The organism is uncultured Tessaracoccus sp., from assembly GCF_947286155.1.
Taxonomy (GTDB): Bacteria; Actinomycetota; Actinomycetes; order Propionibacteriales; family Propionibacteriaceae; genus Arachnia.
Genome location: NZ_CAMYPD010000016.1, coordinates 24,293 through 46,530 on the forward strand (window position 1 = coordinate 24,293; position 22,238 = coordinate 46,530).

The following is a 22,238-nucleotide window of genomic DNA, read 5'->3' on the forward strand; positions in this document are numbered from 1 at the left end:
GACACGCGCAACGCACACTTTCCCCGACCTTAGGTGGTAGATCGCCGCCCAACTATGGGCGCTGATCTGCCACCTAACGCCCAGTGCTGGCGGGCTGGCTTGTTTGAGACCACATAGACTCGATGCGAACGCCGATTCCTAGGAGGCACCGTGACGCTCACCATCCCAACCATCAACTTTGCCGACGGCACACCGATCCCGCTCGTCGGGCTCGGCACGTACGGGCTGCAGGGCAACCCTGGCGCCGACGCCGTCGCTGCCGCCCTCCAACAGGGTTACCGTCTGCTCGACACCGCCGCCCAATACAACAACGAGACTGCCATCGGCGAGGGTATTCGTCGAAGCGGCGTGCCTCGCGACGAAGTGCTCATCACGACGAAGGTGGCCGGCGGCAGCCACGGCCGAGCCGCGACGCGCACCGCCGTCGACGAGTCCCGTCGCCGCCTGGGCGTCGACACCATCGATATCATGCTCATTCACTGGCCGAACCCGTCGCGCGGGCTCACCGTCGAGACGTGGGAAACCCTCGTGCAGCTCAAGGAGGAAGGCGCCATCACCCACATCGGGGTGTCGAACTTCCGCCCCGAGCAGCTCACCGAGTTGCATGACGCCACTGGGGTGTGGCCGGCAATGAATCAGATTCAGCTCTCCCCCGCGCTGGCCCGTCACGAGGCGGTCGAGTTCCACGCTGAGCACGGCATCGTCACCGAGGCATGGGGCCCGCTCGGCAAACGTGAAGGCCTTCTTGACCAGCTCGTCGTCCACAAGATCGCTGCCAAGCATGGCGTCGACCCCCGCCAGGTGGTGCTGAAGTGGATTGTTGATCGAGGCATCGTCGTGATTCCAAAGTCGAAGAATCCGGAGCGTCAGGCCTCCAACGCCACCTTCAATTTCGAGCTCGACGACGATGACCGCGCGCTGCTCGCCAGCCTCGACCTCGGGGAAGAACACGCCTGGGACAGCCGCGAGCACGAGGAGTGGTGAGGTCCGTCCGCGACGAGCGCACCGCGAGTCACATTGGTCCCCGCGCGTAGGGTTGTTGATATGAACATGCCGAAGAACGTCCTCGTGATTGGTGGCCACGGGCGGGTTGCGCTGCGAACGCTGCCCTTGCTCGCCACTGCCGGCCACGATGTGGAAGCGCTCATCCGGAAGACCGAGTATGAGCCTGACATCGTGGCCCGTGGTGCACGGCCTCACATTGCCGAGATGCTCAACTTTGATGACGCCGAGTGGGATGCGCTGCTGCGTGACAAGGACGTCGTCATTTGGGCGGCGGGCAACGGTGGCAGAAACGGCGTTGATCAGACGTATGCCATCGACCGCGATGCTGCGATCGCGTCGATCGACGCAGCTGCCCGCGCTTCCAGGCAGCCCCGGTACCTGATGGTGAGTTTCGCGACGTCGTTCGTGCACCCCGTCGATGAGGATGATCCCTTCCACCACTACGTGTTGGCCAAGCGTGCCGCCGACCAGCATCTCCAGAGCACCAACCTCGACTACGCCATCGTCGGCCCAGGTGCCCTCACGGATGACGATGAGCCCACCGGTGTGCGGCGCTTCGATCCCACCAGCGCTGTGCCGGAATGCACGGACACGAGCCGGGAACTGGTTGCTCAGGTGCTGGCTCACCTGGTTGAAGCAGATCAGCTTCCAGACGACAGGTTTGTTGCGTTCACCGATGGAACAGACCCAGTAGCGAGCCTCTGAACTACTTCCTGTTCACGACGACGGTGCCGAGCAGCAGGTCATCAAGGTGACGGCGCTCGGCACCAATGACGATCACGGGCAGCACGAGGCATTTCAGCAGCGAGCGCACCGTCGGACGCCACCAGCCCAACGGGCCGCCATCCACGCGGGTCACGCCGATGCGGGCCAATAGTTGCCCGAACGACGACCCCGTGAGCGTAGTGAAGATGGAGGATTCGACGAAGAACACGGTGAGCGGCACAAATGTGCGCCAGCCCGACCCCGTCATGACCTCGGTGCCGAAGAGCACGATGGCGACGAGCATCGACGCAAGCCAGTCGACGAGGACCGCTGCGCATCGCGCTCCCCAACTCGCCAGGCTGCCGCGCCCCGTCTCCGGGAGGCCGATGCTCTCCCCTGGATACCCTTCGTCGTTGTCCACGCGCGTGAGCCTAGCCGGTCGCACGGCTGTCAGCCACTCGCGCTAGCACTGTTCGAACCGCGTCGAGCGTGATGGCTCCGCCCGTGGACACCGCTGACGATCCGAAAACTGGGGTCCGTAGCATGATGTGTGGAAACTGAAGGATGAAGGGGTTCCCATGTTTAACGACGCCGCCGAGCTGATCCGCTACCTCAAGGACGAGGACGTCGAAACCGTCGATGTCCGATTCTGCGATCTGCCCGGCGTGATGCAGCATTTCACTGTGCCTGCAGCCTCCTTCGACGAGCAGGTATTCGAGGATGGCCTCGGCTTCGACGGCTCATCCATCACTGGCTTTCAGAAGATCCATGAGTCGGACATGACACTGCTGCCAGATCCGACGACGGCCTACCTCGATCCCTTCCGCCGGTCCAAGACGCTCAACGTGAACTTCTTCGTGCACGATCCGCTCACCAAAGAGCCCTACTCGCGCGACCCGCGCAACATCGCACGTAAAGCTGAGGCCTATCTCCTTTCGACGGGCATCGCCAACACGGCGTTCTTCGCGCCCGAGGCCGAGTTCTATGTGTTCGACGACATTCGCTTCGACGTGTCTGCGAACAGCTCGTACTACCACATTGATTCAGAGGCCGGCGCCTGGAACACGGGACGTGTCGAGGACGGCGGTAACCGCGGCTACAAGGTGAAGTACAAGGGCGGTTACTTTCCCGTCTCCCCCGTCGACCATTTTGGGGACCTCCGCGACGACATCGTGCGCCACATGGGCGATGCGGGGCTCGTCGTGGAACGTGCCCACCACGAGGTCGGCACTGCGGGGCAGGCGGAAATCAACTGGCGGTTCGACACTCTGCTCACTGCCGCCGATGACGTCATGAAGTTCAAGTACTTGGTGAAGAACACCGCCTGGCAGGCAGGAAAGACCGCAACCTTCATGCCGAAGCCCATCTTCGGCGACAACGGCTCCGGCATGCACTGCCACATGTCGCTGTGGAACGACGATCAGCCACTGTTCTACGACGAGCACGGTTACGCCGGGCTGTCCGACGTCGCGCGCTGGTACATCGGCGGCGTGCTCCACCACGCGCCCGCGCTGCTGGCATTCACCAACCCGTCGGTGAACTCCTACCACCGTCTGGTGCCTGGGTTCGAGGCGCCGGTGAACCTGGTGTACTCGCAGCGCAATCGCTCGGCGTGCATTCGGATTCCCATCACCGGGTCAAACCCCAAGGCCAAGCGCGTCGAGTTCCGCTGCCCCGACCCGTCGTCGAACCCCTACCTGGCCTTTTCCGCCATGCTGCTGGCCGGCCTCGACGGCATCCAGAACCGGATTGAGCCGCTCGACCCCGTCGACAAGGACCTCTACGAGCTTCCCCCGGAGGAGCACGCCCAGGTTCCGACGGTGCCGACGAGCCTGCCCGCCGCGCTCGACGCGCTTGAAGCAGACCGCGACTTCCTGCTCGCAGGCGACGTGTTTACCGACGATCTCCTCGACACCTGGGTGGAGCTCAAGCGCGCAGAGGTGACCGCGATCGCGCAGCGCCCTCACCCCTACGAGTTCGAGCTGTACTACGCGCTCTGAGGTGGCTGGGCTACGGGGAGAGACGCACTTAGCACCCACTGCCCAGCATGCCTGGCAGCGGTGAGTTCCCCGCCAACCTGTGCGACGCGCTCGCGGAGCCCCTGCAACCCCACCCCTGCGGAGGGGGACTCGTTCCCAGCAGCGTTGCGAAATGTCACCTGGATTCCTCTGCCCTCTGCGACGAGCCGCGCCCGCACCTCGCACGCCGAGCGTCGCTGCGCATGCCGAAGGATGTTCGTCGTAGCTTCCAGCATGAAGTACCGAAGGACAGCGCTCTGCGCCTGAGCGAGGTCTTCGAGAAGTTCCGCTCCTTCGACGTCCACCTCAAACCCAGCTTCACGCAGCGTGGTAGTCAGCCTTACAAGCAAATCAGATAGCTTCTCGTCAGCGCCGTGATCAGACTGGCGGCTATCCCTGAGGAGCTGCACTAATTCACGCAGTTCCTGCACAGCATTGCTCGTGTATCGGCGAACGGCTGTCAGCGCCGCAGTCAGCTCTTCGACGTCATCGCTGCCGTCGGCTGCCTCCAACTGTAGGGAGATACTCGCCAGGTTGTGCCCAACAAGGTCGTGCAATTTCCTCGCGAGCGCAACTCGCTCATCACGACGCATCGCCTCCAAAGAGGCAGACAGCTGCTGTGCGCTCTGGCGGCGCGCAACTTCCGCAAGCAACGTCCGTCGAATCACAAGTCCGATGAGAGCTCCAACGACGCCCAGTACTAGCGCTAGTACCATCTGAGCGGACATCCGTCCGACGGGATTCCCGAGCGCAAGCAGTACACAGGTAAGCGCGCTCAATGCCGCAGCCTTCCCGCCAGACATCGAGGCGAACACGCTCACAGATACAGGAACCAAAGTGAACTGAGCAAGCGACATGTCGCCCAGTGCAAGTCCAAATACGAGCGAGAGCAGGAAAGCAATAATGCATCCAGGCGGATGCCACGGTGATAGGGAAATCGCGATGGACGCAGTCAGCAGCCCTCCCCAATACAACACCGGGTCGTCTGGTTGACCCACGACGTTCATTGCCCACCACAATTCCAGGAGTAACAGTCCCGCACCAGCGACAGGCAGCAATACCCTCACTGTTCGGAGTGCCCACATCCCCATCGTGGTTACCGGCCTCACCATGCGATCAAGCCAGACTTCGCTGCTGCAATCAAGATTTGTGTTCTAGTACGAACGCCCAGCTTATTCGCAATCGTACTCACATATTGCTTCACCGTTGATTCTGCTAGAAAGAGTCGCTCTGCAATCTGTTTGTTAGTTGCTCCATCGGATAAAGCATGCAACACATCAATTTCACGTTGTGATAATACGGTGCCATATCTTCTCGAGGATTGGCTGCCACCAATAAGCATTCGAACAATCTCGGGGGACAACGGCAGATCATCTGCCGCAGCGGCGTACAGTGCCCGAACCAGCTGCTGCGCTGACGCGGTTTTCAACAGATATCCTGCTGCTCCCAACCGTAAGGCAGTAACCACCAGAGAGCGATCATCAAACGCTGTTGAGATCATCACCTTAGTGTGTAGCTGGTATGGGGCCAGCCGTCGTAAGACTTCTAATCCGTCAACTCGAGGCATGTGCAGATCCAGGAGCACAATGTCGGGTGCTGTACCAATGATGGTTTCTGCTGCTTGTGAGCCATCGTCGATACTTGCAAGCACCTCGAGGTTGGGAGCATGGCGGTTGAGGATAGCTCGATATGCAGCAAGCGTGCTTGGTTCGTCATCGACGAGCACCACCGTATGGCACAGTGGCTGGACTGCGTCTTGCATCATCCGAGCGCCACCACAGCTGACACGTATGCGTCGCGCATGCCCCCAGGCACAGTCAGATCTTGCTGAAACAATGGCTTCGCTTGGTTCCCCGTTGCATATGCATCAACGTGGAGACCATCAACATCATGATCACCAAACGCAGCCAACAAGTCTCCATGCACGGACAACTGCGCAATGCCTCGCTGGAGTCTGAGGGTTGCTACTTCCATCGAGGGAAGTTGGACGACGGAGACGTCGTGGTAATCAGAAAGAGGACGGACGCTCGGATTCATCGCCGTATGAGCGATGTAGATTTTGCGATCTCCGACGTTCACCACTGGGGTCAACCAAAATGGTGATGTTGCGGCAAGTTCGAAGCGTTCAAGTGACCCAGAATGCAGGTTTAGCCGGTAGAGTTCCCGTGATTCCTCATTTCGCTGTTCATCGAATGCCCCAGTAAATATGGCGTGATCATCCACAATAACCGGATTCTGCCAACCCAGTGGAGGCACTGGAATCTCTTGTTTCCAACGTTCACGCAGGTTATCTGGGTTGAGGCGACGCGCAATGAATCTGTTTGGTGATCCATTGCCGGACTGCCAGTCACTCGCAATGTCCGTGAACAACACCACATCATGTTCGCTCACGCCGACCCCCGAGGTTCCTTCTTTCGCGAAGCGAGCCTCTGCGACGGTGGCGCCATCGAGCGAAAAACGAGCCACATGTGCCACATCGTCCACCGTATCCATAGTGACGACAGATCCTTCACCGGCTGCCCAACCAAAAATGCCGCGCGCATCAATGGGAACAGTACTGACCTTACACAGTTGCGGATCGAACAAAACGATATGAGACTCGTCACGTCGCTGATTACCGGTGGCGACAGCGATCAGCGTATCCCCATCGCGTTCCATGCCCCGTGAAGGCTGCAAGCCCTTCACGGCAATGTCCTCCTCCCATAGCAGCTCTGTGTTGCGAAACATCTGCAACTTGGCATCACTCGACTCACTCGACCACAACACAGCATGCGTGGCATCATCCGGACACGATTGCGACATGCGCTGGTGGGAGCAGGCGCTCATCGCTACTCCCACCGATACGATCATGGCTGCAGCCACCACTTTGCGCATCAATACTATTTCTTTCTCCATACAAGTTGCGTCTTGCTCGTGGTAACAAGCTCCATGGGATGAATTGCTGGACCCCACGCAGCCGTATCAAGATCGATGTTGAAGTTATCTTTAAACGATGCCCAGACTAGCTGAGAACAGTAAAAACGTTTTCGCGTCTTCTTATTCAAGAAATTAAAGTTATATGGTTTTCCGTATTGCTTATTTGCCCAGTCGGCAGCCCGACCATCTTGAGCTCCTGACGTAAATCTAACCGTAACCCCATACGCCTGCCCTTTACTACGGTACCAATCATTATTGCCACGCGTCACTCCAATATCAATTGATTCCACTACCTGAGTTGCATTCAGAATAATTCCGGCATGCCCCGTCGGAATAAGGTGCTTATATCTATCTGGAGTCACAAGAATCACCCCTTTCCTTCGAGGATACTTCCCATATGCCGTGTATGGTATCGGTTCTCCTATGCGTCCGGGGGAAGACTGGAACTTATCTGGTTCCACAGGAAGGTTATCGGCCATACGTATTTGTTCTGCCAATTCCTGATCTGCCTGCCCGCTTTCTTCGGCGTAAGCACTCACCCCGCCCAACAAGGTAAGGCCAAGCACCACGGTAAGTAGCCTCGTTGCCCTCATATCCGCTCCTCACTGATGACGAATTACAGTACAGATCACCCTACGACTTGCAAAGCACGCCGACTACCTACTTTCGTAGGTAGTCGCAAGGTCGCTGTGAGCTCTTGCACAGCAAGTGACGCCTCGATGCTCGATTCTCCGCCGAGCCCGGTGGTTGAGTAGCGCCCGACGCTCGCGTATCGAAACTGGACTGCGAAGTGCAGATCCGCATCCACACCGAACCCGCTCCCGAGCGACGTGTGGCTGGGGGAAGTAGTCACGCGGGCTCCGGAGTCTGAATCCAACGCACCCACATCCTCGGTCGGCAGGGAAGACCCTCCACGTTGGGGTGAAGGCACCGCTTTCTGCCGTGACACCCGGCCAGACCATGGTGATCTACGAAGGTACCCACGTACTGACGCAGACCACAATCGACCGGGTAGACCGGATAGCATAAGCCTGCGTGATAATTGGGCGCCGCCCTGATCCTGAGGACCACACATGAGGCCCATTGACCGCTCGGTACAGATTTTCATAGACCTCGGCTGGGATGCAGCCACCCGCGAGGACGCCCCTACCCTTCCGCTGGGGACGAACGACCAACAGCGTACCGCGCTCGCGGGCCTGCAACAGGGGACCCCGAGCGTGGACATTGACCCTGGAATGCTCGGCATGTTCGCTATTCGGTTGGGGGTGAACGGGCGCAGGGCAGCCGAACTCGCCAAGGGCTCAGACCAAGCGCTCTTGGACTGCCTTCTGCAACGCGATGAGAAGTTCGCGCTCGCGTTTGCCGAACGCGCGTGCTGGCTGTGGGCGAACACGGATGCAATGAGCGAAAACGTGGCTGTGGGACTCATCCTCAAACACGGCTTGGAGATGCCCTACACACTTCCGTCCCTCGAAGCCTGGACTGTGACGGCTCACCAAGGACTCACAGGTCAAACACCTGGGCGCGGCACATGGATTCCGTCCCTCGACGATCTGCGCCCGTCATTTGCCACTCACCTGCGCGCCGCACTGGCGCTGGTTGTCTCCGTGGACGGCCCGTTGGGTGCAGTGCTGCTCATGGGGGTTCAACAGGGCCTCATCAGTCGTGATGAGGCCCTTCAACACGCCATCACCGGACTGGACACCGCCCCCAAACCTGGGGACCGCAAGGAACTGGTGCGGATTATCACGGATGAGTTGAGCGCCAGCGATACCGAACTGTTAGACCGGGTGGCTGCATTGGTTCCTGCGATCAGTGCGGGTGAGGGGCCGGTGGTGGAGGCGCTCGCACCTCGGCTCATCTCATTCGTCCCTCCCGAGGGAGTTGCTGAGGTCACGCTGCCTGCTCTGTATGCCAAAACAGTTAAGGCAAAGCGTGCGGTGGTTGAGGCACTGGCACGCAGAAACGACTTGGGGCCTGAGCAGATTGACCAGCTTGTGGACCGGGTGGGCGAGCTGACTGCGGAGAACAATGCGGTGTTAGCGAAGCAGGCACAACGGGTACTGGACGGCTGGGGAGCAGTGGTCACCAAACTCGCTGTTGAAGAACTCCCCACACGCACGGCTCCTGGTTGTAAGGCCGAAGAGTTTGACGCCGAGGAGTTCAACCGAGTGTGGCCACCTGATGCGGGAACTGCTTCCCGTATCGACGACGGCGTCCTCATCAGTGCACGCTGGGACGACCCTCATGCGAGTCACCGCAGGTTGATGTGCCACCTCACACTCCCCACGAACCAGACATTGACACTGAGCACCTTCACGGGGGCATTCCTGAGTGAAGGGTGGGTTCTATCTACCGAGGACGAGCGCGTGTTCTTTGACGGTACGCAGGTGGTTGCTGAACCGTTCGGCAACAAGGAACGCAATGCGTGGCAGCGCCGGAAGAACAAGCGAATCACCGACCAACAAACGCGTTCAGATTCACTGTTTGGCGTGTGTTTGACCGATCTTGCGACTGACGGTGATGTGACTATCCCGCGTAATGAAGTAGAGCAGTTGGTCGTCTCGGGAAAGCTCGGATGGGAGACCGTCCGAGCCGTAGTGCCCCAATTGATGCCAGGTGGGGCGTGGAGTCCCGCACGTGCCATTCACGATCTCGAGACGAAACCGGAACTCCTTCCCGCGCTGTGGCCCATGCTCACCGAGCCATTGGTTTTCGCTGCCGAACACGCACCTGTGCCCAGATGGGTCAACCGGGTACTCGACGTGATAACTCTGCACCACCAGATCCTTGCTGAAGCCACCCGACGCGGTTACATTCCCGCGGACGCGTGGAATGGCCTGCACACCTTTGTCTCGCAGAAAGGTTCGAGTGTTGCACTCAAGAAAGCGAGAGTTCTCAGCGATGCACTCCGCTCACATCCCTACAGGGCGTCATGCTCGGAACCCTGAGAGCGGTCGGTGGTGAGGCCGGTATTGGACGATCGTTGGCGGCACCCCCTCGTTCGTCCTCGATTGATTGCAGAAGTGGCCGAGGTGGCGAGCGCAGTGGCGTCAGAGTCAGCGCTTGACGGGGCGCAATCGGGCGTGGAGTCAATCAACGTTGATCTGGGGCCAAGGTCTCGCACTCTGCTCACCATCACAGGGGCTCAAAAGAAGCGGAATAAAACCCAGGACTCTTCAGCGCTGGCCCCGAGGGAGAGAGGATCTTCGAGATGGGAAGATCACTCCGATCGGACTAGTGCTCCAAGTCGTCGCCCGAGGGTTGTGGCCAAGGGCGGATGTACCATTTCACTCTATCCAAGTGCATCCGAAGTGACGCCGGATCATTGCAGATGATCTGGGCGATGCGATGGAGAGGAAAGCCTATGCAGTCCACTGTCAGCCTAGGTCGTCGTCGGTTCTTTGTCATCTGGTCGTTCGTGATGCCCATCCTCATGGCGATCCCTGTTGGTGTCGGGTTTTTGTTCCCGCAGCTGCGCATGGCGGCGATGATCGCAGCGATCGTGGCGACACTGGTGGTCGGCCTCATCTGTTATGGCGCGACCACCACACGGGCGCTGTCCAAGTGGGTGCTGGGTGTGCTGCTGATTCTTTCCATGGTGCCGTTCATGCTCGGTGCAGGTGAGCTCGGCCCGAACCTGGCCCTGGAGAACGCTGGTGAGCCCGTCGAGGTGCGGGTGACCGAGATCGATCGTGAAGAACGACCTCCGAGTGGCAACGACTCGAGCCCCACCGTCACCTACACCTATTTTTTCGAACGTCTAGACGGCGGCCCGGATCCCGGCGTCATCGTGTACCGCGATGACGGCGGTTACGACGGACTGGTCGAGGGTTCCACAACCATCCTGCTCGTTGACCCGACTGGTCGCCTCGAGTCTCAATTGCTGAGCGAGGTTGACAGTTCGTCGTCGCTGGGAATGCTGGTCTTCGGAGTGATCGCAACCGGCGTGACCTGGGCTATTGGTTGCCTTACCTACGGGCCGCGTGTGCGCCGGATGAACACCTAGCGAGGGCGCACCTCCACCCGGTGGTTGAGCAGCCCGCCACACCACAGTGGTTGAGTAGCCCGCCGAAGGCGGCGTATCGAAACCCCACGCACGGAAAGGTAGCTCGATATGGCGACTTCGTCGCCTACTCAATGAGCGAGGCTCTGTCCGCTGATGGAGCCGAACCCGACGTCTCCAACAACATCGATGAACTACTCACACCAGCGGCACGCCAAAGAGGTCCAACTCACCGGATGAACTGCTGCACCAGACACCCTGGGACTGAGACAAGTTCCGGCGTTCCCGGCCGAGATAAGATTTTTGTACCTATCTGGAAATACAAGAACCACCTCGCCCAACGAGGTAAGGACAAGGGCCAAGGCAAGTAGCTTCACTGCTCTCATGCCCCGGTCCTCACTGATCACGAAGTATGCTACGGAGCCTCCTACGAACTGCAGGCCGTACCGACTACCTACTTTCGTAGATAGTCGCAATGTCGAGTGTGGATGCACCCCACACACAGCTGCTCAAACCGCTTCGAAACCGCGAAACCGTGGTCTCGTCGGTCACTCGCCCGTGATCGCCAGCACCACTATTGGCTCCCCCACAGCGAGCCACGCCTTGGCGTGCCATGCGCCATCCGAGAAGAATTGATCGAGCTGCTGCGAGGCCACGAACGGCCCCTCCGGGGCACGGGAACGAACCGCGTCATGGAGGTCATCAGGCAGCCCCACCTCATCAGCTGAGACCGCTCGTGCTGCGACCGCCGTTGCATCGTCCAGCTCAACCACAGCATCGATCCAGTACAGGGTTGGCCCGGGAACCCTGGAATCACCGAGTGTGCCGCTCGTCCAACTCGCGGCAGTAGCGCCTGCCAGCTTCGGTAAGCGTCGCACAAGTGGTTCGAGATCGTCACGCAACACACCATCGCCTTGTTTCTGCATGGGTTCCTCTTTCCTCGAAGGTGCGCAGCCCACCATTGCCAAGGCGCCGAGAATGATCCATCGCCGAGGGAGCTTCCAAGACACGTTCAATGCTTCCTTTCTTTGTTGTAACTGAGGAACATCGGGGTGGTTAAGCCTATAGACAAGGTGACAGTTCACTTTCTCGAGCCGAGCGAGTCGAAACCTTATAGTTGCCATGCCTTCTCTAACGTGAACGCTAGCCAAACTCCACGGCTGGTGTCCGTCAATGGTCGTTTGCCGTTTCTCTGCCTCAGGATCGCACGGCTGTGAGCCTCGCCTCCTACCTGAACCTGAATTCTGCCTGTTTTGCCATCTAAGCTACGGCTTCTGCAACTCATGCGACGTCGTTACCAAGGCGCCCGCGGCAACTAACCCAATATCCACACGCGTTTGCTCAGGAGGGCATTTTTCCCTTGTTTTGGGAAACCCATGTGAGTATTGGGTTGGTTTCGTGAGGCGTCTCGATACAGCAGCTGCGCTGCCTACTCGACGGTCGGGGTTGCCCGGCGGTTGAGTAGCGAGCGCAGCTCGCGTATCGAAACCACCTCGCTGCATCTCGATACGGCGACTTCGTCGCCTACTCGATGGCCGGGAAAAGTGCGGCCGTCGCCTACTCGATGAGCGGGTTAGGGGCCGTCGCCTACTCGACGATCAGGTGACCACCCGGTGGTTGAGCAGTAAGCTCAACCGATGCGGTGGCCGGGGGCGCCCGCGCCGGTGATCAGTGTCGAGCCTTGGCACGCGCCAATCGCGGCGTGGTATCGCTCGAGCCAGTCATCGGCGAAGGCCTCGGCGTCGGCGGCGCGCACGAGCGCCCAGACGCTGCCACCGAAGCCCGCACCGAACGACGAAGCCGCCGCGGCCCCACCGCGCAGCGCCGTCTCGACGAGCGCCTTCGTCTCCGGAATCTCGTTCTCCAGTCCGATCACCGCAAGCGCCTGCGATTCGGCGCACAGCGCGCCGAACTCGTCGACGTCGCCTCGCTCCAATGCGTCGAACGCTCGGGGCACAAACTCCCCAGACTCGCGCACGAACTGCGTGAGCCGACGTCGCTCGTATCCAACCGCAGTACGGGCGAGGATCTCGTCGGGGCCCACTCGCTCCAACACCTGCTGAACGCTCGAAGCCTCCGCACCGGTACGCTCATTCCAGTTCGCCAACCACGAGCGCAGCGTGGCCGGGCCGCGGTTGTACAGCTCTCGCGCAGCCCCCGTCTTTTCTGCTAGCACGCCACTCACGCCGACGACGAACACCCACCCGTCGGGCAGAGAGACCTGCCCCAGCTTCGACGTCGGGTCGAACTGCACGTACGACACTTTGCCTGCGGTGCTCGCCAACATGCCGGTGTGGTCGAGCGAACCGCCGCTCGTCCCCACGCCTGCCGCGCCGGCGAGATCCCCGTAGCGTCCGCCGTTCTCAATGGCCGCCAAGTATCCGGCCAGCGCCATGCGGTCGTCGCAATGGGTGCGCCACGGCTCACTCTTCGTGAATCCAGACATGTCGGCGAGGGTGAGCGCCACGGAACTGAGCAACGCCGAGGAGCTGCTCATGCCCGATGCCGGCGGGAGATCCGCCGTGATCGTGAGCGACGCCGGCGCCACCGGCCCGAAGTTCGAGGTTAGCCGGTCAATGACCGTCTGCACATAGTGTCCCCAATGCCCCGGCGGCAAGGCCGGGGACACTCCAGCGTGCAGCTCCACCACGTCGTTGGGGAACACCGACGTGCGGGCGCGCACCCCGTCGCCGCCCGGCTCCGCTTCAGCGGTGACACCGCGCTCCACCGCGCACACCAACACTCGCCCGCCGCCATAATCGGTGTGCTTGCCGAGCACCTCGATACGGCCGGGAACCCACCACCCTGCGCTCATAGGCGCACGTGGAACTCGGCCAGCCGGCGCTCCACCTCAGCGATATCATCGCGGCGGGACAAATCCAGCACGCCACCCGCGAACGGAACGACAGCCACGTCGTCGAGCAAGGCCACCGCGTCCACGATCTCGTACTCCCCACGCGCCGACTTCGCAATGCGCCGGCAGGCGTCGAAGATATCCGGGGTGAACGCGAAACAGTTCATACTCACCAGCGCATGCGGCCCCGCAGCTTCCACGACGGCGGCATCGGGCTTCTCGACGATGGAGCGCAGCCTGCCCTCCGATTCGTCGATGAGCGCAAACGCGGCGATCCGTTCCTCCGGAATATTGCTCTGCTCCACCAGCGCGCTGCGGTCGAAACCGAGCAGCGCGTTACCGCCCCGCTCAGCCAGGGCACGCAGACCGTCAGCTGGGTACAGGTTGTCGCCGTTGACGACGATGCAGCCCTCACCCGCTACGGCATCCGCAGCGGCGGCGACTGCATCAGCGGTGCCCAGGGGCTCCTCCTGCACCGCGAATGCCACGTCAAGGCGCTGTGGCCGCACCTGCTCGAAGTGGGCACGGAACTCGTCGTGATCCGGCGCGACGACGAGCACCGCGCGGCGAATCCCGGCGTCGGCCAAGGCGGAAAGCGAGTAGTCGACGAGACGGTGCTGGCCAATCGGCATGAGCGCCTTGTAGCCGGCAGACGCGGCCGCGCGCTGCGCGTCGCTTAGCTCGCCACTGCCCTCAGCACGCATGCGGGTTCCAAGGCCACGGGCCAGAACAACTGCGGTGGTAATCATACGAGCTCCAAGTGTTCGGCGACGGCGTGCGCGATGGCGTCTGCTTCGTCGCGGGTGGGCATTTCAGCAAAGACTCGCAGCACGGGTTCGGTGCCGGAGAACCTGATCGTGGTCCAGCCGCCGTTGGTGAAGTACACCTTGCAGCCGTCCTCCCAGCTGATGTGGTCGACCTCGTGGTCGAATGCGGGAAGGTCGTGGTCGGTGAAGACGCGCTCCTGCAGCGCTTCCTTCCGGCTCGGGGTGAACCCGTAGGCTGCCTCCACCATGACGAGCTCTCCGTAGCGTTCGACGAAGTCCGCATACATCTCGGACAGCTTCTTGCCCGACGCGGCGACCGCTTCGACGAGCAAGCTGCCGGCGTGAATGCCGTCCTTCCCGGGGATGTGCCCGCGCACGGTGAGGCCGCCAGAGGATTCGCCGCCGATGACGGCGTTCGTCTCCGCCATCTTCGCGCTGATCCACTTGAACCCCACCGGCACCTCATAGCACTGTTGCCCGTGCGCCTCAGCCACCCTGTCGAGGAGGTGGGTGGTGGACATGTTGCGCACCGCAGGGCCTTCCCAACCCTTCTGCGTGACCAGGTATTCATACAGCAGCACGAGCACCTGGTTAGGCGTGAGGTAGTTACCCTTGTCATCGATGATTCCCAGACGGTCGGCGTCGCCGTCGGTGGCGATGCCCATGGCGGCACCGGAATCGACGACGGCGCGTCGCAGCGAGTCCAGGCTTCCGGCAGCCGGCGACGGCATGCGCCCGCCGAACAGCGGGTCGTGGCGTTCGTTGATGACGTCCACCTCGCAGCGGGCCGTGAGCAGCACGGTCTGCAGCGCGGTCTGCGCGACGCCGAACATCGGGTCCAGCACGATGTGAAGGTGCGCGTGGCGGATCACGTCGAGGTCAAGGCTGTCCATGATGGCGTCGAGGTACCAGTTGATCGACGTCTGCACCGTCACCAGTTCGGAGGCCTTCGCCTCGTGCGGTTCGACGCTGCGCACGTCGTCTTCGGTGAGGGCGTTGCATTCGCTGGCCAGCTCGTCGGTGATGGCGAGCTCTGCGTCGCGCCCGCCTTCGGTGAAGAGCTTGAACCCGTTGTAGAGGGCCGGGTTGTGGGATGCTGTGACAGCCAAGCCGTACGCGCAGCCCTTGTTGCGGACGGTCCACATCCCCATGGGCGTGGGTACGGGGCGTCCGATCACCGTCACCGGAATGCCGTTGGCGACGAGCACCTCGATGGCCCACCACGCCGCGACGTCGGAGAGGAAGCGACGGTCGTAGCTGATCACGAGCCCCCGGTCTACCACGCCTTCGCGGTGCATACGATTGCTGAGCCCCTGTGCCAGGAGCCGAATATTTGCCCGATTGAATTCATCGCCGATGATGGCCCGCCAGCCACCGGTGCCAAACTTGATCATGCCCAGCCAATCTTCCCGGGCTCAGCCTGTGCAGCCTCCACCCGCCATTAGGTTTAGATCTTGAACCAAATGTAGCGCACGACAGTACATCATGTCTGCATTCGAGACGAAATCACGCACCTACGTTGCGCGCACCACCGTCGGGTCCCGGAACACCCGCTCGAGCGCCATCACTGCGCCGCCCCTCGCCGCAGCCTGCAAGCCGTGCCCACACGTCGTGACGTCGACGTGAGTACCGGGGTCGATGCTGGCCTGATCGAACCGTCGCTGCAACACCGGCACCAGCAGCTCTCCGAAGTAGCCGAAGTAACCACCCAGCACGAGCACCTTCGGATTGAACAAATCGACGACGCTCTGCAGCCCGCGCGCCAGATCCTCGGCAGTCTCCCCCGCCGCCGATGCGATAGCCTCATCACCCGCCTGCATCTGCGCCCGAAGCTCGTCGAGCTGCTCTCCGAGCGAACCATCGGGGCTCACGTTGATACCGGCTTCCGCCAACCGGCGGCAAAACGCTGGCCAGCCGACGGCGAGCTCCAAGCAGCCCCGGCGCCCGCACGGGCAACGCGGCCCGTCGGCATCCAGCGTGGTGTGCCCCAGCTCGCCCGAGTACCCAGCGCCTCCGCGCAGGAGGCGCCCGTCGGCGATCACGCCAAGGCCAATACCCGCCCCACCGGTGACGTGCACCAGGTCGCGCACATTCCCGTCACGGTGGTCGACAAGGGAGCTCAGCGCGGCGAGTTTCGCGTCGTTCTCAATGTAGATAGGCAGCGCCCCGTCGAGCTCGGATGCAAACGACGGTGCCACCGGCGCGTCGGTCCACCCCAAGGCTGGCGCCAGTCGCACCGTGCCGCGCTGATAGTCGATGAGCCCGGGAGCAGCCAGTGTGCAGGCCGCTACCGGGGCGTCCAGTTCGTCGAGGACGCGGCGTACCAGCTCGGCGGCCTCACGTACGACGCCCTCCGCGTCGCCGGGGTCCGCGGAAAGCGCCACCGTGTGTTCCACCACGGGTTCCCCGACGAAGTTCACCACTGAGAGAGCCAGATGGTGCTGTGCCAGTTCGATGCCCAGGCCGCGGGCACCGTCGGGGCGGAGCCGAATTTCGATGCCAGGGCGCCCCACGCGTCGGTGATGTTCGACGTCACCTTCCTCAATGAGACCCACACCGGCGAGCCCGGCGATGACGTTCGTGATGGTGGCCTTCGACAGCCCTGTCTCGGCAGCGAGTTCGGCCCTCGAGCGTCCGCCATGGTCGCGGAGATACCTCAGCACCAAGCCGAGGTTGGCGGCACGCATCTGCGCGTGCCCGATCGGTCGCTGATGGCCCGCGTGCGGAATTCCAAAACCGTGATGTTCGTCCATGATGCGTTACTACCTACGTCGTGCCCACAAAGGCCGTGGGGCCGCATCCCGGAAAGACAGGGGTGCAGCCCCACCAGGGCTCTCGTGGGTTTCTTACTTCTGCATCGTGTCGGTCTCGAGGAACCGGGTGTGGAAGTCGAAGGCGTGCGCAAGATCATGCGGGGTTTGCATGGTGCCGGCCTTCTGGTTCGCCATGTCGACGTACTCCTGCAGGAGCGGACGGAAGTCCGGGTGAGCGATGGAGATCATCTTCTCGACGCGCTGCTTGGGCGCGAGGCCGCGCAGGTCGGCGTACCCGTACTCCGTGATGACGACCATCACGTCGTGCTCGGTGTGGTCGATGTGCGACGCGAACGGCACGATCGCGGAGATGGCACCGTTCTTGGCCTCCGACGGGGAGATGAACGACGAGATGAAGGCGTTGCGGGTGAAGTCGCCCGAGCCGCCGATGCCATTCATCATGCGCGAACCTGCCACGTTGGTGGAGTTCACGTTGCCGTAGATGTCGGCTTCGATGAGGCCGTTCGTGGCGATCAGGCCGAGGCGACGGATCACCTCGGGGTGGTTCGACACCTGCTGCGGGCGCATGACGATGTGCTCGCGGTAGAAGCCGGCGTTCTCGTTCATCCGCTCGGCATATTCGGGCGAGAGCGAGAACGACGTCGCGGAGGCCACAGACATCTTGCCGGAGTCGATCAGGTCGATCATGCCGTCCTGGATGACCTCGGTGTAGGCCTGAATGTTCTCGAACTTCGAGTCGAGGAGGCCTGCCATCACGGCGTTCGGCACGTTGCCCACGCCGGACTGCATAACGTACTGGTCGTACTTGAGGCGCCCAGCGGCGACTTCACCCTCGAGGAAGTCGAGGAAGTGGCCCGCGATCTGCTTCGACGTGTCGTCGAGTGGCTTGAACGGTGCGTTGCGGTCGGGAGCGTCCGTTTCGACGACGGCGACCACCTTCGACGTGTCAATGTCGATGTAGGGGGTGCCGATGCGCTGCCCGGCTTCGGTGATCGGGATGGGCTTGCGGCCGGGAGTGTTGCCGATGCGGTAGATATCGGCCATGCCCTCGAGGTTCTCGGACTGCCAGGAGTTGACCTCGATGATGATCTTCTCGGCGGAGTCGAGGTATTCGACGTTGTTACCCACACCAGACGAGGGGATGATGTTGCCGTTTTCGTCGATGCGTGTGGCCTCGACGATGGCGACGTTCATCTGGCCGAAGAATCCGTAGCGCACCTGCCAACCGGCGTGCGAGAGGTGCACGTCGTCGTAGAGAATCTTGCCCGCGTTGATGCCCCTACGCATGACGGGATCAGACTGGTAGGGGGAACGGAAGCGCACCGCGTCGGCCTCGGCGAGCACACCGTCGCAGTCGGGCGCGGTGGAAGCGCCGGTGAAGACGTCGATCTGGAATTCTCGACCTGCCTCGTGCTCAGCCTTGGCGCGGTTCGCGATGGCGGTGGGCAGGGCCTTGGGGTAGGCGGCGCCGGTGAATCCGGACAGGCCGACGCGATCACCATGGTTGATGAACTGGGCGGCCTCGTCGGCCGACATGACCTTGCCGCGCAGGTCGGCGTTGTCGATACGGGACATGTGCTCAATCTCCTTGTTCTGTCCTATAGAAGAGACTCGCTCCACTGCGAGATCGGACGTTGGACCGGACAGGTTTCGTCTAGTCTGGCACGAAAACAGGCGCAAGAGAACCGTCGCGGGCGACGTGTTCCATGCCGGTCGCGTTGCTCGAACTCGCAACTATGAATATATCGGCTGCGTTTTGGGCGCCGACGCCGGCCCTCCTTCGTCGCGTAGCATGAGGCTATGCGCGCAATCGTCGTTCGTGAAGAGTCCGTATCCGTCGAGAATCTCGAGGAGGCGTTTCTGCCCGACGCGCCCGTCACCGTCGACGTGCGTTGGTCTGATCTGAACTACAAGGATGCCCTCGCCGTGACTGGCCGCAAGGGTGTCGTTCGCACCCATCCGCTCATCGCAGGCATCGATGTGGTGGGCGTGGTCCGCGAGTCTCGCGACGAGCGCTTCGCACCCGGTGAGTGGCTGATCCTGAACGGCGCTGGGCTGTCCGAGACGCTGCATGGCGGCTACGCCACCGTCGCCAAAGTCGATCCAACCCTCGCCGTGCCGCTGCCCGAAGCGTTCTCCCCCGCACGTGCTGCCGCGCTCGGCACCGCCGGTTTCACCGCCGCACTCAGCGTCCTACGCCTAGTGATGGAAGGCGTCTCCCCTGACCAGGGTCCGGTACTGGTCACTGGGGCGACGGGCGGCGTCGGCTCCATTGCGACGATGCTCCTCGCGGCCGCAGGGTTCGAGGTGGCGGCGGTGACAGGGCGCCCCGATGAGTTCGGCGACCTGCTCACCCGGCTTGGCGCCAACGAGGTGCTGCACCGCGACGCATTCACAGGCCGCGGCAAGCCGCTCCAGCGCGCCACCTACGCCGGTGTGGTCGACTCCGTGGGCGGCGAAGTGCTCGCGAACGCCATCGCGCAAACCGTGCCCGACGGCACCGTCACCGCTTGTGGTAACGCAGCCGGGCACGAGTTGCCGTCGAGCGTGATGCCGTTCATCTTGCGCGGCGTGACGCTCGCGGGCATCAACTCGGTCACCGCTGATGCCGACGACCGCGCCGATGCCTGGCGCGTGCTGGCCCAGGGCGTCGATCAGCAGCTGCTCGACGAGATGACCACGTGCGTCGGGTTGGATGACACGATCGCCGCCGGCGAGGAACTGCTCGCCGGTAAGCGGCACGGCCGCACCCTCATTCGTGTGGGCGACTGATCGGGCACAGCTCACCCAGGCTGGCGCGGCGCCCGTCGCGTGCCCCGGCCACCCCGTCGCGATGCCATAGGATGAACGCGTGGCGAAGAACGAAACCTGGCGTGATCCGATAGCTGTCGCCATGTGGGTGATGGTGGCCGTCGTGTTGTGGCTCATCATCATGGCGAGTCCGCAGCTGGGTCGGCTGGTGTGGGAACAAACGCATGGTGGGGCTTCCACCGTCGCGGATCCACTCGCCGCTCCCCCGTGGCTGGTCTACGGGCTGGTGGCGGCCGGCGTCGCGATCGTCGCGGTGATCGTGCTGTGCGTGTGGCTGCGGCTTGGGCTGTGGTGGCTGCTGCTGACAGTGTTGGTATCGAGCCTCACCTATGCGCTGCGCGGCGCGCTGCCCGAGCCGCTCGGCACGGTGATGTTCCTCGTCGTGCCGCCTATCGTGGCAGCGCTGGTGTTCAAGCCGAAGTCGTACGCGCCCCGCGACTGAGCGCTACTTGATGCCTGCCTTCTGCAGGAACTCCTCCATCCGCTGCATCGCAGCCGGATCAACGTCGACGTGTGGCGCGTCCGCGTCGCCCTTCCAGAGCTCTGCGGTGGCCGCGAGTACCCGCTCGGCGCTCGCACGCTGCTCGGCCTCCTGCAGCGCGGGCACTTCCTTCGCCGTGGCGTCGATCGCGGCCTTCGGGTCGCCGACGATGCGCCGCTCTGCCTCGAGCATCCCGTCGACGATTGCCCGCACCCACGGCTCCTTCGCGCGCTCCTTCGTCGTGATGAGGCTGGGGCCCACGAGTACGGGTTTGGGCGCGATGGGCAGCGAGGCCACTTCGATCCCCTGCTGTTCGAACTGCACGAGCTCGTTGTTCCTGAATCCGACGATGGCGTCCACCTTGCCCGTCGAGAGTGCCGCCACCGACGTGAACCCGATTTCCACGAGCTTCACGTCCTGTTCCGTGAGTCCGGCGGTATCCAGCGCGGCGAGCGCGGCGTAGTAGCTGGAGCCGAAGCGACCGGGGATGCCCAGGGATTTCCCGCGTAGGTCCTCCAGCGACGATGCTCCTCCCGCGATCATGATCTCGGCCGGGTAGCGCTGGTAGGCGGTGGCGACCACCTCGAGGTCGCCGGCGATAACGGCCTCGTCGGCTGAGGCGAACACGATGTCTTCGCGTCCCAGCTTCACCGCCTCGAACAGCCCTTCTTGTTCACCGTGGTGGCGCAGCGTCACGTCGAGATTGTCGAACAGGCGCTCCTGCACCCCCAGGTAGAACGGGCAGAACTGCACGTTCGGGATATAGGTGAGCCCGACTGTGATCGCCTCGCGCTCGGCTGGCTGCTGCGACGGGCTACATGCGGCGAGCCCAGCCAGGCTCGCGCCGGTGATGAAGGTGCGGCGGTTGATGGTCATGTGTCCTCTCCTTGGACGCGGTTGGTGGCGGCTCGCTCGCACAGCGCGACGAGCCAGTAGAGCACCATGGCCACCGCTGAAATCCACACGATCACGGTGAACACCCCGACGGTGTCGGAGGCCTGCCGAGACAGCGTGAGCAGAGTGCCGAGCCCCGTGCCGCCCATGACGAATTCGCCGACGACGGCGCCCGTCATGCCCAGCACGGATCCGGCTCGGATGCCCGCCAACACGGAGGGCGCGGCCATGGGGATCTCGACGACGATGAGGCGCTGCCAGGGGGAGGCGCCGTCGAGCACGGCCTGTTCGAGGACGCGCATGTCGAGATTCCGGAACCCGACGATGGTGGTGGTCACCATCGGGAAGAACGCGACGATCGCGCACAAGCACGCGATCGGCACGGTGCCGTATCCGAGCCAGAGGACGAGGAGAGGGGCGATAGCGACGAGCGGCACGGTCTGAGACAGCGCCACCCACGGCTCAAACACCGACGCCAACCGGCGCGAGTGTGTGACGAGGATGCCGATCGTCACCGACGCGATGACGGCGATACCGACCCCAAGCAGGGCCGGACCCACCGTCGGCCACAAGTATTGGGAGGCGACGCCGTTCACGGCCTGCTGCCCGACGCGGGTGGCCACGTCGAAGGGGCTCGGCAGGAGTAGCGTCGGAACGAAGAGGCTCACTACCCACCAACAGGCGACGAAGACGACCGCCGAGATTGTGGGCACGACGATGCGTTCGGTACTGGTTCGGGGGCGCGAACGCGCGGGGAATGCGGTCCAGAACCGCGATCTCGCTGCCATCCGGTGTCCCTTCTTCCAATACCGGGGCAGCAAGCGGGCACGCGCGATGTAGGGCGCGAGCCGTTCGCATTCCTCCCATCCAGACTCTGACTGTCGGCCTCGGAGTTTCACCGAGTCAACCTGTTGCTGCGTAAGGCAGCGCGAGGGTCGCGGGCTGTCACCGCCGGTTCGGACTTTCACCGACCCCGGAATACGTGCCGCTCACTGTACCCCACCGCA

Annotated in this window: 21 protein-coding genes and 1 riboswitch; of the genes, 8 read left to right on the plus strand and 13 right to left on the minus strand. The window is 62.5% G+C overall.

Annotated features, from left to right (window positions below):
- Window positions 1-150 precede the first annotated feature (150 nt).
- Together Q0X68_RS05740 and Q0X68_RS05745 are read left to right on the plus strand one after the other, a co-directional pair.
- Window positions 151-984, plus strand: coding sequence for an aldo/keto reductase (locus Q0X68_RS05740; RefSeq protein ID WP_297748832.1), 834 nt, complete (start codon window positions 151-153; stop codon window positions 982-984).
- A 60-nt stretch (window positions 985-1,044) separates the two neighbouring features.
- Complete coding sequence (locus Q0X68_RS05745) at window positions 1,045-1,710, plus strand: NAD(P)H-binding protein (protein WP_297748833.1); 666 nt, start codon at window positions 1,045-1,047, stop codon at window positions 1,708-1,710.
- A gap of 1 nt (window position 1,711) precedes the next feature.
- Here the strand turns inward: Q0X68_RS05745 and Q0X68_RS05750 are convergent, their stop codons facing one another.
- Entirely contained in the window at window positions 1,712-2,131 is a 420-nt protein-coding gene (locus Q0X68_RS05750) for an RDD family protein (RefSeq protein WP_297748834.1), read from the minus strand.
- Between the two features lie 157 nt (window positions 2,132-2,288).
- Here Q0X68_RS05750 and glnA point away from each other — a divergent pair, with 157 nt between their 5' ends.
- Window positions 2,289-3,710 carry a type I glutamate--ammonia ligase gene (gene glnA / locus Q0X68_RS05755; RefSeq protein ID WP_297748835.1) on the plus strand — a complete coding sequence of 474 codons (1,422 nt, stop codon included), beginning with the start codon at window positions 2,289-2,291 and terminating at the stop codon, window positions 3,708-3,710.
- Here the strand turns inward: glnA and Q0X68_RS05760 are convergent.
- The 4 genes from Q0X68_RS05760 to Q0X68_RS05775 form a co-directional block, all read right to left on the minus strand.
- Window positions 3,698-4,549: a sensor histidine kinase gene (locus Q0X68_RS05760; protein ID WP_297748836.1), complete on the minus strand. Its 852-nt coding sequence runs from the start codon at window positions 4,547-4,549 to the stop codon at window positions 3,698-3,700. The genes glnA and Q0X68_RS05760 overlap by 13 nt on opposite strands.
- 284 nt (window positions 4,550-4,833) lie before the next feature.
- Window positions 4,834-5,493 carry a response regulator transcription factor gene (locus Q0X68_RS05765; protein ID WP_297748838.1) on the minus strand — a complete coding sequence of 220 codons (660 nt, stop codon included), beginning with the start codon at window positions 5,491-5,493 and terminating at the stop codon, window positions 4,834-4,836.
- Window positions 5,490-6,623, minus strand: a complete 1,134-nt coding sequence (locus tag Q0X68_RS05770) for a hypothetical protein (RefSeq protein ID WP_297748841.1) — start codon at window positions 6,621-6,623, stop codon at window positions 5,490-5,492. The genes Q0X68_RS05765 and Q0X68_RS05770 overlap by 4 nt, the downstream gene beginning before the upstream one ends.
- Window positions 6,608-7,237, minus strand: coding sequence for a YiiX/YebB-like N1pC/P60 family cysteine hydrolase (locus Q0X68_RS05775; protein ID WP_297748844.1), 630 nt, complete (start codon window positions 7,235-7,237; stop codon window positions 6,608-6,610). Before Q0X68_RS05775 ends, Q0X68_RS05770 begins: the two co-directional genes overlap by 16 nt.
- Before the next feature lie 274 nt (window positions 7,238-7,511).
- On the opposite strand from Q0X68_RS05775, the gene Q0X68_RS13125 reads away from it, so the two are divergent.
- From Q0X68_RS13125 to Q0X68_RS05785, 3 genes are all read left to right on the plus strand, one after another.
- Window positions 7,512-7,673 (plus strand): aminomethyltransferase beta-barrel domain-containing protein, encoded by a 162-nt coding sequence (locus tag Q0X68_RS13125; RefSeq protein ID WP_366127838.1) that lies wholly within the window; start codon window positions 7,512-7,514, stop codon window positions 7,671-7,673.
- A 287-nt stretch (window positions 7,674-7,960) separates the two neighbouring features.
- A complete protein-coding gene (locus tag Q0X68_RS05780; RefSeq protein WP_297748847.1) occupies window positions 7,961-9,595 on the plus strand; it encodes a hypothetical protein in 1,635 nt (544 codons plus the stop codon).
- 416 nt (window positions 9,596-10,011) lie between these two features.
- Window positions 10,012-10,653, plus strand: a complete 642-nt coding sequence (locus Q0X68_RS05785) for a hypothetical protein (RefSeq protein ID WP_297748851.1) — start codon at window positions 10,012-10,014, stop codon at window positions 10,651-10,653.
- 545 nt (window positions 10,654-11,198) lie between these two features.
- Here Q0X68_RS05785 and Q0X68_RS05790 read toward each other — a convergent pair.
- The 6 genes from Q0X68_RS05790 to Q0X68_RS05815 form a co-directional block, all read right to left on the minus strand.
- Window positions 11,199-11,576: a hypothetical protein gene (locus Q0X68_RS05790; protein ID WP_297748853.1), complete on the minus strand. Its 378-nt coding sequence runs from the start codon at window positions 11,574-11,576 to the stop codon at window positions 11,199-11,201.
- A gap of 704 nt (window positions 11,577-12,280) precedes the next feature.
- Window positions 12,281-13,465, minus strand: a complete 1,185-nt coding sequence (locus Q0X68_RS05795) for a galactokinase family protein (protein WP_297748858.1) — start codon at window positions 13,463-13,465, stop codon at window positions 12,281-12,283.
- Window positions 13,462-14,253 (minus strand): sugar phosphate nucleotidyltransferase, encoded by a 792-nt coding sequence (locus Q0X68_RS05800; protein WP_297748861.1) that lies wholly within the window; start codon window positions 14,251-14,253, stop codon window positions 13,462-13,464. The genes Q0X68_RS05795 and Q0X68_RS05800 overlap by 4 nt, the downstream gene beginning before the upstream one ends.
- Window positions 14,250-15,665 (minus strand): phosphoglucomutase/phosphomannomutase family protein, encoded by a 1,416-nt coding sequence (locus tag Q0X68_RS05805; protein ID WP_297748864.1) that lies wholly within the window; start codon window positions 15,663-15,665, stop codon window positions 14,250-14,252. The genes Q0X68_RS05800 and Q0X68_RS05805 overlap by 4 nt, the downstream gene beginning before the upstream one ends.
- A 120-nt stretch (window positions 15,666-15,785) precedes the next feature.
- Complete coding sequence (locus Q0X68_RS05810) at window positions 15,786-17,024, minus strand: ROK family transcriptional regulator (protein ID WP_297748868.1); 1,239 nt, start codon at window positions 17,022-17,024, stop codon at window positions 15,786-15,788.
- Window positions 17,025-17,117: 93 nt separating this feature from the next.
- Window positions 17,118-18,620 carry an acetyl-CoA hydrolase/transferase family protein gene (locus Q0X68_RS05815; RefSeq protein ID WP_108869910.1) on the minus strand — a complete coding sequence of 501 codons (1,503 nt, stop codon included), beginning with the start codon at window positions 18,618-18,620 and terminating at the stop codon, window positions 17,118-17,120.
- A gap of 225 nt (window positions 18,621-18,845) precedes the next feature.
- On the opposite strand from Q0X68_RS05815, the gene Q0X68_RS05820 reads away from it, so the two are divergent.
- The gene (locus Q0X68_RS05820; protein ID WP_297748873.1) at window positions 18,846-19,817 is read left to right on the plus strand and encodes an MDR family oxidoreductase; all 972 of its coding nucleotides are present in this window, start codon (window positions 18,846-18,848) and stop codon (window positions 19,815-19,817) included.
- 79 nt (window positions 19,818-19,896) lie between these two features.
- Window positions 19,897-20,298: a hypothetical protein gene (locus Q0X68_RS05825; RefSeq protein ID WP_297748876.1), complete on the plus strand. Its 402-nt coding sequence runs from the start codon at window positions 19,897-19,899 to the stop codon at window positions 20,296-20,298.
- 3 nt (window positions 20,299-20,301) lie between these two features.
- On the opposite strand, the gene Q0X68_RS05830 is transcribed toward Q0X68_RS05825, so the two are convergent.
- Together Q0X68_RS05830 and Q0X68_RS05835 are read right to left on the minus strand one after the other, a co-directional pair.
- Complete coding sequence (locus Q0X68_RS05830; protein WP_297748879.1) at window positions 20,302-21,213, minus strand: ABC transporter substrate-binding protein; 912 nt, start codon at window positions 21,211-21,213, stop codon at window positions 20,302-20,304.
- Window positions 21,210-21,899: an ABC transporter permease gene (locus Q0X68_RS05835; RefSeq protein ID WP_297748881.1), complete on the minus strand. Its 690-nt coding sequence runs from the start codon at window positions 21,897-21,899 to the stop codon at window positions 21,210-21,212. Before Q0X68_RS05835 ends, Q0X68_RS05830 begins: the two co-directional genes overlap by 4 nt.
- Window positions 21,900-22,082: 183 nt before the next feature.
- A riboswitch (FMN riboswitch) is annotated at window positions 22,083-22,216 on the minus strand.
- Between the last annotated feature and the right edge of the window lie 22 nt (window positions 22,217-22,238).

What these genes read in the sequence shown, in the direction of transcription:
- Q0X68_RS05815 (WP_108869910.1), bottom strand. Translation starts at nt 18,620, where the DNA reads ATGTCCCGTATCGACAACGCCGACCTGCGCGGCAAGGTCATGTCGGCC.
- Q0X68_RS05810 (WP_297748868.1), bottom strand. Translation starts at nt 17,024, where the DNA reads ATGGACGAACATCACGGTTTTGGAATTCCGCACGCGGGCCATCAGCGA.
- Q0X68_RS05830 (WP_297748879.1), bottom strand. Translation starts at nt 21,213, where the DNA reads ATGACCATCAACCGCCGCACCTTCATCACCGGCGCGAGCCTGGCTGGG.
- Q0X68_RS05800 (WP_297748861.1), bottom strand. Translation starts at nt 14,253, where the DNA reads ATGATTACCACCGCAGTTGTTCTGGCCCGTGGCCTTGGAACCCGCATG.
- Q0X68_RS05785 (WP_297748851.1), top strand. Translation starts at nt 10,012, where the DNA reads ATGCAGTCCACTGTCAGCCTAGGTCGTCGTCGGTTCTTTGTCATCTGG.
- Q0X68_RS05745 (WP_297748833.1), top strand. Translation starts at nt 1,045, where the DNA reads ATGAACATGCCGAAGAACGTCCTCGTGATTGGTGGCCACGGGCGGGTT.
- Q0X68_RS05805 (WP_297748864.1), bottom strand. Translation starts at nt 15,665, where the DNA reads ATGATCAAGTTTGGCACCGGTGGCTGGCGGGCCATCATCGGCGATGAA.
- Q0X68_RS05795 (WP_297748858.1), bottom strand. Translation starts at nt 13,465, where the DNA reads ATGAGCGCAGGGTGGTGGGTTCCCGGCCGTATCGAGGTGCTCGGCAAG.
- Q0X68_RS05770 (WP_297748841.1), bottom strand. Translation starts at nt 6,623, where the DNA reads ATGGAGAAAGAAATAGTATTGATGCGCAAAGTGGTGGCTGCAGCCATG.
- Q0X68_RS05765 (WP_297748838.1), bottom strand. Translation starts at nt 5,493, where the DNA reads ATGATGCAAGACGCAGTCCAGCCACTGTGCCATACGGTGGTGCTCGTC.
- glnA (WP_297748835.1), top strand. Translation starts at nt 2,289, where the DNA reads ATGTTTAACGACGCCGCCGAGCTGATCCGCTACCTCAAGGACGAGGAC.
- Q0X68_RS05820 (WP_297748873.1), top strand. Translation starts at nt 18,846, where the DNA reads ATGCGCGCAATCGTCGTTCGTGAAGAGTCCGTATCCGTCGAGAATCTC.
- Q0X68_RS05775 (WP_297748844.1), bottom strand. Translation starts at nt 7,237, where the DNA reads ATGAGGGCAACGAGGCTACTTACCGTGGTGCTTGGCCTTACCTTGTTG.
- Q0X68_RS05790 (WP_297748853.1), bottom strand. Translation starts at nt 11,576, where the DNA reads ATGCAGAAACAAGGCGATGGTGTGTTGCGTGACGATCTCGAACCACTT.